Here is a 13,624-nt window from a genome sequence, read left to right as displayed (position 1 = left end):
TTACCCTCCTTAGTATGGTTGACATCCTTGTCATTTCTACTTTTAATTTTTATATTAATCCTTCATCTATATAATCGGACAAGTTAATCTATAACTTTATACTTTTTTACTAAAAATATTTACTTTTTCTCTATTTAACTTAGAGTACATTGTATTTACTTGTTTTGTTAACTTATATTCGTGTAGCTCTTTTTTAACTTCTAATAAGTTTTTTTGTAAAGTATTTTGTATTTTACTATCAATATCAATTAACTTCATATCACTATAAATACTTATGAAACTTTCTTTATCTTTTTCATCTACGCTATTTATAATTTCTTGTCTATCATCTAGCTTATCGCTTATGTATTTATACTCTTCTTTATCAATAAGGTTTATAATCTGTAGAGATATCTCTTTATATAAATCTAATTTATCTTCTAATATTCCCATTATTAGTTACCTTGTGAAAAATAATTCATTTGAGAACTATATTGATTTAACAAAGATTCTAAAGCTGAATATTTTGCATAAAGTCTTTTCTCTTTATCATTCATTTTTTCAACCAATCTATTTATATTTTTTTCTTGCTCTGCAATTTGTTTAGAATATATATTTTCACTTGCAGAAGCTGTTTTTTCTATACCAGCCTTCTCTGCAAATTTAGAACCTGAACTCCCTGAATATTCATATATTATATCTTTTAGTTTTTCAAGCATACCTTTATCATCACTATTTGAAGAATATCCAGCTAAAATTTTATAAACTTTATCACTATCTTCTATAATAGCCTTTGAAAAAACATCTTCCTTAAATGCTATTTGTCCTTTTTTATTATAATTCTCAGATTCATTAATACCTAGCTTTTTTAAAGTCTCAATACTTTCTGCATCTCCAAAAAACATAGATTGAATATCTTCAACAAATGATCTTAATTCATCATCATTTCTAAGTATACCTTCTTTGGCTTTTTTATCCCATTTTTCTATTTCCTCAGTTGTCATATCTTCTTTTTGAGCTTCTGTAAGAGGTGGATAATCTTTTTGCTTTTTAGTAGTTACTAATCCGTAAACTTTATCCATCAATTTATTATAATCCTCTACAAATGCTTTCATATTTTTAGTAGCTTCTTCGGTATCAGTGACAGAAACTAATTTAGCTGTTCCCTTTGAATTAACATTATAGGAAATATTATCTATTACAAACGAGTTTGATTCTTTATTTATATGTACTGTTCTTCCATTTTCATCAGTTATATCAGCTTCTAAATTTTTCCCATGCGTTGATGCAACTTTATTACCAGCAGTATCAGTTGTAAATGTAATGCCATTATCATTAGCAATTTGCGCAGCTAAATTATCATTACCACTTACTTTTAAATTAAGTTCTGATGATGTTCCAGTTTGCTTTCTAGAAATCATTAATTCACCTGTTAGCTCACTATATGAAGCTCTTATATCCTTATCTTCACAAAGAGCATTTATTTTACTAACAATAGTACTTGTAGTATCCTGTTCAGAAATTGGTATGTTTACATCACCAATAGTCAATGAACTTGCACCACTAGCATTTGGTGGAAATTGTTTAACAATAGGAGTACTTGCATTTAACTTAATTGTTACTTTTGCTGGTTCTGCCATTTGTGATACAGCAAACTGATAGTTTATTTTATTTGCACCAGCTGATCCACTTGCAACTATAACACTCTCATCAGAACTTTTTATATTTAAAGATGAATATGCATTTTTACTTATTATATTGCTTTTAGAATCAAGTCCAAAATATTTATCATACATATCTTTTGATTCTTTAATAATATCTCTGTATATTTCTTGTTTCCATTTTACTATTTGTTGAGCTTGCTTAGCTTTGTCGACCTTTTCTTTGTCTTTGGTCATACTAGCCTCTATTATCCCTTCCATATCAAAATTTCCTGAAAGACCTGTAACTCTTATAGGACTTATATTTGACATAATCATTCCTCCTGTCTGTTATTTATTGATTTATTATTAGCTTCATACCACACGGTTCTAATTTGTTGTATTATTGGCAGTACTTCATCTATTATTTTTATATCATTTGTTATATTTGCTTTTGATAATTCATATCTTATAAAATCATAGACATTATACATATCTTTTGCCCATTTACCTGCATTTTGATCTAGTGTAAGCATTAATTCTGTAAATATATCTTGTACTCTTATAAGTTCTTTGTGCGATTTTTGCATATCTCCATCTATGATTGCTATTTTTGATATCTTCGTGGATTCTACAGCTCCATCCAAAAGTACCAACAACAATTCCTCTTGAGAAAGTTTATTTAATTCATCTAAATTTAATTTCATTGCTTATCCCCTATTTCTTTCTTCTTTACTTTTTTTATCAGCTTCATGCCATGTATCTTTAATTTGCTCTATTATAGGTAACACATTATCTATTATTTGTACATCTTTTCTTATATTTGCTCTTGATAATTCATATCTCACAAAATCATAAACTCTATACATATCTTTTGCCCATTGACCTGCATTTTGATCCAATGTGACCATCAATTCTGTAAATATATCTTGTACTCTTATAAGCTCTTTATGTGCTCTTTGCATATTCTTATCTATAATAGATAATCTAGCTATCTTTGTATATTTTACTGCTCCATCTACAAGCATTAATAACAATTGTTCTTTTGATGCCATAAATACTGAATTTTGCTTATAAGAATTATAAGGATTTTCTCCATACATCTATTGTTTCCTCCATACACTTTTATTTTAAATTACTCAAAATATCTATATTTTTATTTGTTGCTTTTATATTTTCTTCTTTTATCTTTTCATAAATTTCTTTTCTTAATATTCCTATATTATTTGGAGCTGACATAGCTAATTTAACATTATTTCCATCAACACCTACTACCTTGACTTCAATATTTTCTCCTATAAGTATTGACTCTCCCTTTTTTCTAGAAATAACTAACATCCATCATCACCTCTCAATAATGGATGTCTTATACTGTATTTTTCTTCTTGTAAGATTATTTGCATTCCATAATTATTTTTTATATTTATTACTATAGGAGCTTTCATGTTTACAGTTGATTCTTCTAAAGTTTGGCCAAGAGTTATTATATTAAATATCATAATATCATTAGGAGACTCTATTTCAAGATTTTCTATTATATCTTTATTCAGAACAATTTCATATTCCTTAATTATCTCAAATGGTGATACAATAATAAATCCTATACAATCCTCTTCAGTAGAATTAAATTCTTTTAAAGTATCATTATTTTCTATATCTAAAAGTTCATATTCTCTTAGATTTTCAAATCCTAGTATACCTTTTTTCAATGTAACCTTCATAATATGTGCGTTATTTTACTATATGTAATCTAATATAGATACATTAAATAACTTTCCTCCTGTTTGTAGAGAAGCTTGATAAGTTAATTCTGCAGCCTTTAATTGAACAAGTTTTTCTCCATAATCTATCTCTTCATTTTGTGATAGAACATCCTTTAACTGTATCAAACTATCATCGTTTTTTTCCTTCATAGCATCTACTGTATTTGCTTTTGTCCCATATATAGACCTAACATTTACTGTATTTTCTATTAGTTTATCCATATCTCCTAAGCAAGTTGTCGTCAATTCTTTTATAGCCGCATCAGTTGGATTTGCTAGTTTCTTTGATATATTATTTAGCTCCTCAAATGAATCAGTCTTTGTTGGGTCAAATCCAAGACTACTCAACTTAACATTATAATCTACACTTATTCCTTGAGCTACATCCATACTCAAAGAATCCTTTAATTTGTTAAGATTTAAACTAGAATTAAACTTTAAGCTTACTGAGCCATCAGCATTCTCTATACAATCAACAGGTGGTATACCTGTATTTGAACCTGAAAATATATACTTACCTTCATGCGTTGCATTTAAAGCATTTGCGATTTCTTTCATTTTTTCATTAGTTGAGTTGCTGAGAGTCTTTAGCTCATCCTCTGAATATGCTCCATCACCACTTGCCACTAAATTTTTCTTTATATCTGACAACAACTTTCCAAGCTGATCTAATGAAGTATCAGTAGTCTCTAACCAATTTGCTGTATCATTACAGTTTTCAATATAAGTCTCCATAGTTTTTATTTCACTTTTTGAATTCAATATCTTTATTGCTTTATATGGATTATCAGATAATTTATTTATTTCTTTCGTTGTATTAACTTGTCTATTAACCTTGTCTAATCTTTGTAGATTATCTTGCAATGAATTTAGATAACTACTAGACATCATGCCTGTACTAACTCTCATTATAAATTCCTCCTTCTGTTAAATTATTCCATTTATTACAACATCCAATAGTTGCACAGCTGTGGACATAACTTTTGCACTGGCTTGATATGAACGTTGTACTTTTATAAGCTCTGTCATTTCTTCATCTAAAGATACACCTGAAACACTCATTCGTGAACTATCAATATTATTTATAATTTTACGTTGATTCACTTCATCTTGATTTACCTTTTTAGAATCTAAACCTACTGCTTCTGCAAAAGCTTTATAGTGGTCACTTATTGTACTTACTTTTCCACCAACTGCTCCAATATCTATTTTTTCATCTTTTAGCTTAGCAATCTTCGAAGCCTCATCAGCAGTAAGCTTTAATTCATTTGGATTACTCTTTATAGCTGGATTTACCTTTATGATATCTTCACCATCTACATTTGAAGTTATAAAAAAATCTGTTACTGTTATTCCAGCAGATGTATTATAAACATCATTTATCTGTTTAGCTAATCCATCAGATACGTCTTTTAAATCGCTTTTATATGTATCAATCTTACCATGCATTTCAAACAGCCCTTGTAAAGTTCCTGATACACCTGTTTTCCAAGTCCCATCTGGATTTTTTAGTTCATTAAGTTCTAATTTACCATCTGCAAGCATATTTTTAACATCGCCATTTTCAAGGTCTAGCTTAAAACTTAAATCATCTAAGATTCTATCTCTTTCGTCAAGTAAATCATTTGGCGTCGAACCAGAGCCAGATATAACATCAATAGATTTATTCAAATCTTCAAGGCTCTTTAACATGTCATTTATCTGTTTTATCTCAGAATCTATATTATCATCTATATCTCCTTTTAACTTATCAAGTTTCTTATAACTCTCACTTATTAGAGTTGCTAAATTTGATGCATTTTCTACTACTAAACTTTTTTTGCTATCACTATTTATATCCTTTGCTAATGATTCCCATCCTTTGAAAAAATCATCTATCCCTGCAGATATACCATAGTCTGATGGTTCATTTATTATAGTTTCTATAGTATTATAATAATCATACTTTGAAACTGTATTACCATATTTATGAGCCTCTGCTCTAAATTGGTAATCATAAAAACTATTTCTAGCTCTTGTTACATCTGTTACATGTACACCAGTTCCTAATTGACCTCTTCCAATTGCATTGTTTAAGCTAGGCATATACATTGGGCTATTTGTAGCAAATTCTGTTCTCTGCCTAGAATAACCTTCTGTATCTAGATTACTTATATTATGAGAAATTGTCTGTATTGCTTTTTGATGTGCATTCATGCCTGAATTAGCTGTATTTAAAATGGAAAATAATCCTGCCATATTTCTCCTCCCAATATCTATTTTCTAATATTTCCATAAGAATTATAAGTTGTAGTTTGTTTATCCGCTGGTTTTATAAAATTAATCATTTTTTTCGTAAAAATAAGTTCTTTCTTTATTAGAGAATCATTTGATTCTTGTTGATTTTTAGCTAAAGCAATAATGTGCTTTAAGTCTGTATATATTTCTTTTAAATATTCATCATTACTATTTTCAACAACTTCACTCATTGAAATATCACCACTAAAAAGCTGTCTTCTCTTTATCTCTATAGATGCAAGTTCTCTACTAATATCTTCTAATTTAGGATTTAATCCATTTAAATTTTCTATATCTTTTACAACTATATAATCAAATTGTTCTTTTAATAATTCCATCATATTACTAAGTATCTTTTTTTCTTCATATATTATAACTTTTAAGTCTGTAATCATGACTTTATCCTCGCATATCCTCTATCATTTTTTTCGCAATTTCTTCTGGTTTTATTTTGTAAGTTCCACTTTCCAATGCATTTTTTATTTCATCGATTTTTTTATTTCTAATAGTCTCATCACTCATATTTGATACACTTGCCATTTCCTTTGCAAATTTAGATAGCTCTATCTTGTCTGTTTTACTAGTTTTTTGAACTTCTTCCACTTTTTTTACACCTGATGTATTCTTTAAATAATTATTCACTACAATATTTGAACTTACATTTTTAATATCCATAGTTTCACCTCCAAAATTACATACTTATAATTTAGTTATCGCTCAGAAAATAAAAACATTTATATGATTCAAACATATTTTAAATTTTTTATAAAAATATCCCCTTAGCTAAACTCATACGGAATAGCCTAAAGGGATACTATTTAAAATGCTAATTTATATCTGAATCTTCTATTTTAGATAATCTTACAGATAATTTCTCATTTGTAATAATACTTTCTCCATAAGCAAATAATCTATCATTTGCATATATATCTAATTTTTCATCCACATTCTTATTTAGTTTTATTATAGAGCCTTCTTTTAAATCTAATATATTTTTTATTGTTTCTGTTGTGTTTCCTATAGAAACAGCTACATTTACTTTTGCATTAAAAACATTTTGATTTTCTTCTATAACACCAGTCTTTTCTTCTATTAGTTGCCCAAAATTCAATTCATATATATCCTCTTTTTTGCTATTCATAAAACTTTTCTCCTTGTATAACCTTATCTATACATATCTATCAACAAGCCTTGTATCATATCAACAGTAGAAACAATATCTATGTTTTCTTTTTCTTCACTAAGTAACTTACTAGTCATATCCTCAAGTTTATTGTCAACAATCTTTACATTCTTATAATACTGATGCTCCCAAAAGCTACTATTTTTATCAAGTGAATACATGTTATCTACAACAGATTTTAGGTATTCTTTTACTGCATTTTTATATATACTAATATCGCCATAGTTTTGAGTAAGTACAAGCCTCTCTCCTGCCTTTTTTACACTTTCCAGATTTCGTTTTATATCTTCCATTGAAGAAGATTGTTTTACAGAGTTTAAGCTGTCAGAAAATTTATTATTTTCCTTTGTTTTTTTCACCTCTATATTTCTACTTGGACTTATGTTTAGCTTATCTATATTTATACCCATAATAAAGCCTACCCTCTATAATATTTCATAACCTTAGGAATATAATTTTGTGTTTCTTTTGGCATTTTATACAAGTCAGAAATTGATTCTACCCCTCTACTTTTCATCCTTCCAGGACCACCATTATATGCCATCAATCCCATTTCTATGCTCCCTCCAAACATATCAATGTATTCCTTAATGTGTCTAGTTCCAGCATCTATATTCTGCTCTATATTAAAAGGGTCTGCGACACCCAAATCTCTGCAATTTTCTGGCATAAGTTGCATAAGGCCTTTAGCCCCAGCAGAAGATACAGTATTTGGATTAAAATCCGATTCAACTTTAATTATTGCTTTTATAAGATTCGCATCTACATTATATTGTTTTGATGCTTGCTCTACAGCATTTTCAATTCTTGACTTTACATTTTTATCTTTTGTATCAACTTCTATAAATTTACCAACTGTATTATTTGCTACACTATCAAGTTCATTAAATAGTTGTTCAGAATTAGACGATAAATTATATCCATTAGAAGTTTGTTGATTGTTTTGTGATAATGCTTTTAATAAGGTCATCATAATCATATCAAATCCAGATGAATTATTATATCCACAATTACACTGATTTGTAGAATTACTGCCAGATAATTGCGTCAATGCTAATATATTAATTAGTGAACCTATTTCATTCAATATAAGACTCCCCTTTCAAAATTTTATAAACTTTAAAGTTAACCCTCATAGAACTCTAAGTACCTGAGTTCCTATAATATGTAAAATCCTCCTTCTTATAGTTTTCTATAAAGAATCTTTTGTTATAGATATTATAAGTATATACCTATCAACATAAGAATCGACATAGAATGATATATTATTAATTTATTATATATTGCAAATATTTACTTTGATATACATTTTGTCATATAATATAGTCTTATCATAAACCATTTTACTAAAATAATCCCTTTCAAATTTATTAAATCTTTAAATTTGATTTTGCCATATTATGATTATCGGATAAATAAAAAAAATATTTATACTCAAATTATTTACTAATTATTTTTTTAATTGACTACTATACCTTGTTATTAATATTTTCATTGATTGTTTTTACCCTCCAATAAATATTCAATTCTGCTTAATAATTAATTATAACATAGCTTATATTTTGACTTGAGTAGAATATATTATTTTTATATAAATAAAAAAGAGATGTAATATTAAATGATTATCATCACATTATTACATCCCTTTAAATCTAAATATATAAAATATATTGTAATTACCAATTAATTACCAGAATCCTATCTAAAATACTTAACTCCAGATTCAAATATCTTTTGGTCTTTTTCACCTATGATATTCTTAAATACTTCCTCACCAATTCTCTCAGAATGTCCCATTTTACCAAACACTCTACCATCAGCACTAGTTATACCTTCAACAGCATAGAATGAACCATTTGGATTAAATTCAATATCATAAGTAGCTTCATTATTAAAATCAACATATTGAGTTGCTACTTGTCCATTAGCAATTAATTCTCTCATAACATCTTCACTAGCAACAAATTTACCTTCTCCATGAGAAATAGCTATATTGTGAATATCTCCAACATTAGTTTGAGCTAACCAAGGAGATTTATTAGATGAAATTCTAGTTCTAGCAATCTTAGCTTGATGACGTCCAATATTATTGTAAGTAAGTGTTGGTGCACTTTCACTTGGAACTCTTATTTCTCCATATGGAACTAAACCTAACTTAATTAATACTTGGAATCCATTACAGATACCTAACATCAAACCATCTTTTTGAGTTAAAAACTCATTTATAGCTTCTTGAACTCTAGGGTTTCTAAATACAGTAGCTATAAATTTACCAGAACCATCTGGCTCATCACCAGCACTAAATCCTCCTGGTAACATTATTATTTGAGAAGATTTTATTTCATTCACTATTGTATCTATAGAATCTTCTATGTCTTTATAAGTTAAATTCTTAAATACTCTTATATTTGCATTAGCCCCTGCTCTTTCAAATGCTCTTGCAGAGTCATATTCACAGTTTGTTCCAGGGAATGCTGGTATAAATACTCTTGGAGTAGCTATACTTAATGATGATTTTTTAGCCTCTCCTTGTGATATATAGCTTATAGTCTCTATTTTTGATTTTACTTCTTCTGTTTTAGTTGGGAATATAGGCTCTAAAGTACTACAATGCGCTTTATATAATTCATCTAATGAAAGTTCTTCACCTTTAATGAATATACTAGCATCTTTAACTGTACTTCCAAGCACTATGTAATTATATCCATCTAACATGCTTAAATCATCATTTGCTAATTCAAGTACTATATTTCCATAACTAGCTTCAAATAATTTATCATCTGTATATACTTTTTCAGCTTCTTCATTAAACTTAAATCCTATTTTGTTACCAAAAGCCATTTTACTTATTGCTTCACCTACACCTGCAAATCCCAATGCATATGTTGATAAAACTTTATTTTCATGTATAAGTTCTCTTACTTTATCTAAGTTTTTCTTTAGTTCTTCAAAGTCTATAACATTATTTTCTGCTTTATTTACACATAACATTACTACTTTTGAATCTGCTTTTTTAAATTCTGGAGATACTACTTTTCTAGCATCTACTGTATCAACAGCAAATGAAACTAATGTTGGTGGAACTTCAATATCTTTAAATGTACCAGACATACTGTCTTTTCCACCTATAGCAGGTATTTCAAACTTACTTTGTGCATAAAATGCTCCTAAAAGTGCTGAGAATGGTTTGCCCCATTTTTCTGGATTGTTACCAAGTTTTTCAAAGTACTCTTGGAATGTAAGTCTTGTTGTACTGTAATTTCCTCCAATAGCAACTAATTTACATACAGATTCTACTACTGCATATAAAGCTCCATGGAATGGACTCCATTTCCCTACTTTTGGATTATATCCATAAGTCATTATTGTAGAAGTATTAGTTTCTCCACCAAGAACTGGTATCTTAGCAACCATACCTTGAGTTGGAGTGGCTTGATACTTTCCACCAAATGGCATAAGTACTGTATTTCCACCAATTGTATTATCAAACATCTCTACTAATCCTTTTTGAGAACAAACATTAAGGTCAGATAATACTTTTGTAAATTTATCTTTCATACTTGCACACTTAACATCTTTTACTATTTCATTAGAGCTAAAGAATGTGTTTTCTTCATCTACTTTAGTAACATGGACATCAGTAGTTTGTTTCACTCCATTTGTATCTAAAAACTCTCTATTTATATCTACAATTGCTTTTCCATTCCAGAACATTCTTAAATATCCTGTATCAGTTACTGTAGCTACATGTGTAGCTTCTAAGTTTTCTTCTACTGCTAATTGTATAAATTTATCTTTATTTTCTTTTTTTATAGCTACTGCCATACGCTCTTGTGATTCTGAAATTGAAAGTTCAGTTCCATCAAGCCCATCGTATTTTTTAGGCACTAAATCTAAGTTTATGTCCAAACTATCAGCAATCTCACCTATAGCAACACAAACTCCACCTGCTCCAAAGTCATTACATCTTTTTATCATTTGAGCAACTTCTTTATTTCTAAAGAATCTTTGTATTTTTCTTTCGTTAGGAGCATCTCCTTTTTGAACTTCTGCACTACAAGTTAATATTGATTCTTCACTATGTTCTTTAGATGAACCAGTTGCTCCTCCACAACCATCTCTTCCTGTTTTTCCTCCAAGAAGAACTATTACATCTCCTGCTTCTGGTCTTTCTCTTACTACATTTTCTTTTGGTGCTGCTGCTATAACTGCACCTATTTCCATTCTTTTTGCAACAAAGTTTTCGTCATATACTTCTGCAACTTGTCCAGTTGTAAGACCTATTTGGTTCCCATATGAGCTATATCCATGAGCTGCTTCTGTAGTTATTTTTCTTTGCATAAGCTTTCCAGGTAAAGTGTCCTCTAAAGTGGTTCTTGGGTCAGCACTTCCTGTAACACGCATTGCTTGGTAAACATAACTTCTTCCTGATAATGGGTCTCTTATAGCTCCACCTAAACAAGTAGCTGCTCCACCAAACGGCTCTATTTCAGTTGGATGGTTATGAGTTTCATTTTTAAACATTACTAAATATTTTTCCATCTTTCCATCAACTTCAACATCCACATTTATACTACATGCATTTATTTCTTCACTTTCATCTAGGTCATTTAACTTACCATTTTTCTTTAATTCTTTTACTGCAACTGTAGCTATATCCATTAAGCATATATCTTTATGTCTATTTACATATACATTGTCTCTTGAGTTAAGATACATTTGATATGCTTCTTTTACTATATCATTAAATTTACCATCTTCTATTTTCACATTTTCTATTTCAGTCATAAAAGTAGTATGTCTACAATGATCAGACCAATAAGTATCTAGAACTTTTATTTCTGTTATAGTTGGGTTTCTCTTTTCTGTATCTTTGAAATATTTTTGAACATGTTGTAAGTCTCCTAAAGTCATTGCTAATCCTTTGTCACTTACAAATGATTTTAATCCGTCTTCATTTAAATCTATAAATCCATCTAATATTTCAACTGCTGTTGGTATCTCAGTTTCCATTTTTAATGTTTCTGGTTTTTCTAAAGATGCTTCTCTACTATCCACTGGATTTATGCAGTAATCCTTTATTTTGCTAAATTCTTCATCAGTTATTTTACCTGATAATATATAAACCTTTGCTGTATTAATAGCAGGTCTTATACCTTGATTTACTATTTGGACACATTGAGCTGCCCAGTCACCCCTTTGGTCATATTGACCAGGTAGGAACTCTATTGCAAATACTTTTTCTCCATTTAATTCTGGTATTTCCTCATAGTATACTACATCTAGATTTGGCTCAGAAAAGATTGTCTTTGCTGCATTTTCATAAACATCTTCTGATATTCCTTCTACATCATATCTATTTAATATTCTTAAATCTTCTATACTACTTATGTGCAAACTTTCCACTAAATCCTTTTTTAAAGCTTTAGCCTCAAGGTCAAAACCTTCTCTTTTTTCAACTAGTACTCTTCTAACCATTGAGTCTTTATTTCCAGTATTCAACATACCTTATCCTCCATTTTAGAAAAATTATCTACCTATGTCTGTTCTATAATGCATTCCTTCAAAATTTATTTTTTTTATATTTTCATAAACTTTTTCTGCTGCATCTTTAACTGTATCTGATTTTGTAGTTATACCAATTACTCTTCCCCCATTAGTAACTAAATTGCCGTCAAGAATCTTAGTACCACTGTGGAATACTACTATATCATCATCTAAATTTTCAAGACCAGTTATAACTTTTCCTTTTTCATAACTGTCTGGATACCCTCCTGATGTAAGCATAACACATACAGCTTCATCATCACTATAATTTATTTCTATGTCTTTTAACTTATTGTCAAGTATAGCTTCCATTATTTCATGTAAATCTGTTTCTAATCTAAATAAAACAGATTGTGTTTCAGGGTCTCCAAATCTTACATTATATTCAAGTACTTTCTCTCCATCATCAGTTATCATAAGACCAACAAATAAAATACCTTTAAAGTTAAGTCCATCTTTTTTGAATCCTTCTAATGTTTTTTCTAGTACTGTTTCTTTTACTTTATTTGCTAATTCTTCTGTATAGATTTCACTAGGTGAAAAAGTTCCCATTCCACCTGTATTCGGTCCTTGTTCATAATTGTTTACCTTTTTATGGTCTTTTGCACTTGCCATAGGAACTATTGTATTATTGTCTACAAATGCCAAGATAGAAGTTTCTATACCTTTTAAAAATTCTTCAATTACTATTTTATCTCCAGCAGTTCCAAATTTCTTATCTGACATCATTTCTTTTAAAGTTGCTATAGCATCTTCTCTATTTTCAGGTATTACAACACCTTTTCCAGCAGCTAATCCGTCCGCTTTTATTACTACTGGATACCCAAAGCTATCTATTTCTGATATAGCTTCTTCTAAGTTTGTATATTCTTTATATTTTGCAGTAGGTATGTTATGCTTTATCATAAAATCTTTTGAAAAAGCTTTACTTCCTTCAAGTTGAGCACATTTTTTATTAGGTCCAAATACTCTTAAACCTTCTTTTTCAAATTCATCTACTATTCCCATAACTAGTGGTACTTCTGGACCTACTATTGTTAGACCTATTTTGTTATCCTTGGCAAATTTTAAAAGCCCTTCTACATCAGTATCACCTATATTTACACATTCTGCTACATTTGCGATTCCTGCATTACCTGGCGCACAATAAACTTTTTCTACATTTTTTTCATTGCTTAATTTCCAGCATATAGCATGTTCTCTTCCGCCACCGCCTACAACCAATATCTTCATAA

The 13,624-nt window shown here is 29.1% G+C and carries 15 protein-coding genes; all 15 read right to left on the bottom strand.

Annotated features, from left to right (window positions below; all coding sequences use genetic code 11):
- Positions 1–96: 96 nt before the first annotated feature.
- The gene (locus IC758_RS01780) at positions 97–432 is read right to left on the bottom strand and encodes a flagellar protein FliT (RefSeq protein ID WP_227834882.1); all 336 of its coding nucleotides are present in this window, start codon (positions 430–432) and stop codon (positions 97–99) included.
- A 2-nt stretch (positions 433–434) separates the two neighbouring features.
- The gene (gene fliD / locus IC758_RS01775; RefSeq protein WP_227834883.1) at positions 435–1,952 is read right to left on the bottom strand and encodes a flagellar filament capping protein FliD; all 1,518 of its coding nucleotides are present in this window, start codon (positions 1,950–1,952) and stop codon (positions 435–437) included.
- Positions 1,953–1,954: 2 nt separating this feature from the next.
- The gene (gene fliS, locus IC758_RS01770) at positions 1,955–2,326 is read right to left on the bottom strand and encodes a flagellar export chaperone FliS (protein ID WP_227834884.1); all 372 of its coding nucleotides are present in this window, start codon (positions 2,324–2,326) and stop codon (positions 1,955–1,957) included.
- A 3-nt stretch (positions 2,327–2,329) separates the two neighbouring features.
- Positions 2,330–2,722 (bottom strand): flagellar export chaperone FliS, encoded by a 393-nt coding sequence (gene fliS / locus IC758_RS01765; RefSeq protein ID WP_227834885.1) that lies wholly within the window; start codon positions 2,720–2,722, stop codon positions 2,330–2,332.
- Between the two features lie 22 nt (positions 2,723–2,744).
- A complete protein-coding gene (csrA, locus tag IC758_RS01760; protein ID WP_227834886.1) occupies positions 2,745–2,957 on the bottom strand; it encodes a carbon storage regulator CsrA in 213 nt (70 codons plus the stop codon).
- The gene (locus tag IC758_RS01755; RefSeq protein WP_227834887.1) at positions 2,951–3,340 is read right to left on the bottom strand and encodes a flagellar assembly protein FliW; all 390 of its coding nucleotides are present in this window, start codon (positions 3,338–3,340) and stop codon (positions 2,951–2,953) included. The genes csrA and IC758_RS01755 overlap by 7 nt, the downstream gene beginning before the upstream one ends.
- Before the next feature lie 18 nt (positions 3,341–3,358).
- Complete coding sequence (gene flgL / locus IC758_RS01750; protein ID WP_227834888.1) at positions 3,359–4,291, bottom strand: flagellar hook-associated protein FlgL; 933 nt, start codon at positions 4,289–4,291, stop codon at positions 3,359–3,361.
- An 18-nt stretch (positions 4,292–4,309) separates the two neighbouring features.
- The gene (gene flgK, locus IC758_RS01745) at positions 4,310–5,620 is read right to left on the bottom strand and encodes a flagellar hook-associated protein FlgK (protein WP_227834889.1); all 1,311 of its coding nucleotides are present in this window, start codon (positions 5,618–5,620) and stop codon (positions 4,310–4,312) included.
- A gap of 17 nt (positions 5,621–5,637) precedes the next feature.
- Positions 5,638–6,054 (bottom strand): flagellar protein FlgN, encoded by a 417-nt coding sequence (locus IC758_RS01740; RefSeq protein ID WP_227834890.1) that lies wholly within the window; start codon positions 6,052–6,054, stop codon positions 5,638–5,640.
- A gap of 4 nt (positions 6,055–6,058) precedes the next feature.
- Positions 6,059–6,334 (bottom strand): flagellar biosynthesis anti-sigma factor FlgM, encoded by a 276-nt coding sequence (gene flgM, locus IC758_RS01735; protein ID WP_227834891.1) that lies wholly within the window; start codon positions 6,332–6,334, stop codon positions 6,059–6,061.
- Between the two features lie 151 nt (positions 6,335–6,485).
- The gene (locus IC758_RS01730) at positions 6,486–6,800 is read right to left on the bottom strand and encodes a FliM/FliN family flagellar motor switch protein (RefSeq protein WP_227834892.1); all 315 of its coding nucleotides are present in this window, start codon (positions 6,798–6,800) and stop codon (positions 6,486–6,488) included.
- 23 nt (positions 6,801–6,823) lie between these two features.
- The gene (locus IC758_RS01725) at positions 6,824–7,252 is read right to left on the bottom strand and encodes a YaaR family protein (RefSeq protein WP_227834893.1); all 429 of its coding nucleotides are present in this window, start codon (positions 7,250–7,252) and stop codon (positions 6,824–6,826) included.
- Positions 7,253–7,260: 8 nt separating this feature from the next.
- Positions 7,261–7,929 carry a lytic transglycosylase domain-containing protein gene (locus IC758_RS01720; protein ID WP_227834894.1) on the bottom strand — a complete coding sequence of 223 codons (669 nt, stop codon included), beginning with the start codon at positions 7,927–7,929 and terminating at the stop codon, positions 7,261–7,263.
- A gap of 611 nt (positions 7,930–8,540) precedes the next feature.
- Complete coding sequence (locus IC758_RS01715) at positions 8,541–12,347, bottom strand: phosphoribosylformylglycinamidine synthase (protein ID WP_227860702.1); 3,807 nt, start codon at positions 12,345–12,347, stop codon at positions 8,541–8,543.
- 24 nt (positions 12,348–12,371) lie between these two features.
- Complete coding sequence (purD, locus tag IC758_RS01710; RefSeq protein ID WP_227434638.1) at positions 12,372–13,622, bottom strand: phosphoribosylamine--glycine ligase; 1,251 nt, start codon at positions 13,620–13,622, stop codon at positions 12,372–12,374.
- Positions 13,623–13,624: the final 2 nt, after the last annotated feature.

The sequence above is a fragment of the Clostridioides sp. ES-W-0016-02 genome (assembly GCF_020641035.1).
In the GTDB taxonomy this organism is placed as follows: Bacteria; Bacillota; Clostridia; order Peptostreptococcales; family Peptostreptococcaceae; genus Clostridioides.
This window is presented reverse-complemented; position numbering and strand designations above follow the sequence as displayed.

Excerpts from the sequence above, each read along its gene's own strand:
- flgM (WP_227834891.1), bottom strand. The coding sequence starts at position 6,334 with ATGGATATTAAAAATGTAAGTTCAAATATTGTAGTGAATAATTATTTA.
- csrA (WP_227834886.1), bottom strand. The coding sequence starts at position 2,957 with ATGTTAGTTATTTCTAGAAAAAAGGGAGAGTCAATACTTATAGGAGAA.
- flgK (WP_227834889.1), bottom strand. The coding sequence starts at position 5,620 with ATGGCAGGATTATTTTCCATTTTAAATACAGCTAATTCAGGCATGAAT.
- purD (WP_227434638.1), bottom strand. The coding sequence starts at position 13,622 with ATGAAGATATTGGTTGTAGGCGGTGGCGGAAGAGAACATGCTATATGC.
- IC758_RS01730 (WP_227834892.1), bottom strand. The coding sequence starts at position 6,800 with ATGAATAGCAAAAAAGAGGATATATATGAATTGAATTTTGGGCAACTA.
- fliS (WP_227834884.1), bottom strand. The coding sequence starts at position 2,326 with ATGAAATTAAATTTAGATGAATTAAATAAACTTTCTCAAGAGGAATTG.
- fliD (WP_227834883.1), bottom strand. The coding sequence starts at position 1,952 with ATGTCAAATATAAGTCCTATAAGAGTTACAGGTCTTTCAGGAAATTTT.
- IC758_RS01725 (WP_227834893.1), bottom strand. The coding sequence starts at position 7,252 with ATGGGTATAAATATAGATAAGCTAAACATAAGTCCAAGTAGAAATATA.
- flgL (WP_227834888.1), bottom strand. The coding sequence starts at position 4,291 with ATGAGAGTTAGTACAGGCATGATGTCTAGTAGTTATCTAAATTCATTG.
- IC758_RS01755 (WP_227834887.1), bottom strand. The coding sequence starts at position 3,340 with ATGAAGGTTACATTGAAAAAAGGTATACTAGGATTTGAAAATCTAAGA.
- IC758_RS01780 (WP_227834882.1), bottom strand. The coding sequence starts at position 432 with ATGGGAATATTAGAAGATAAATTAGATTTATATAAAGAGATATCTCTA.
- fliS (WP_227834885.1), bottom strand. The coding sequence starts at position 2,722 with ATGTATGGAGAAAATCCTTATAATTCTTATAAGCAAAATTCAGTATTT.
- IC758_RS01715 (WP_227860702.1), bottom strand. The coding sequence starts at position 12,347 with ATGTTGAATACTGGAAATAAAGACTCAATGGTTAGAAGAGTACTAGTT.
- IC758_RS01740 (WP_227834890.1), bottom strand. The coding sequence starts at position 6,054 with ATGATTACAGACTTAAAAGTTATAATATATGAAGAAAAAAAGATACTT.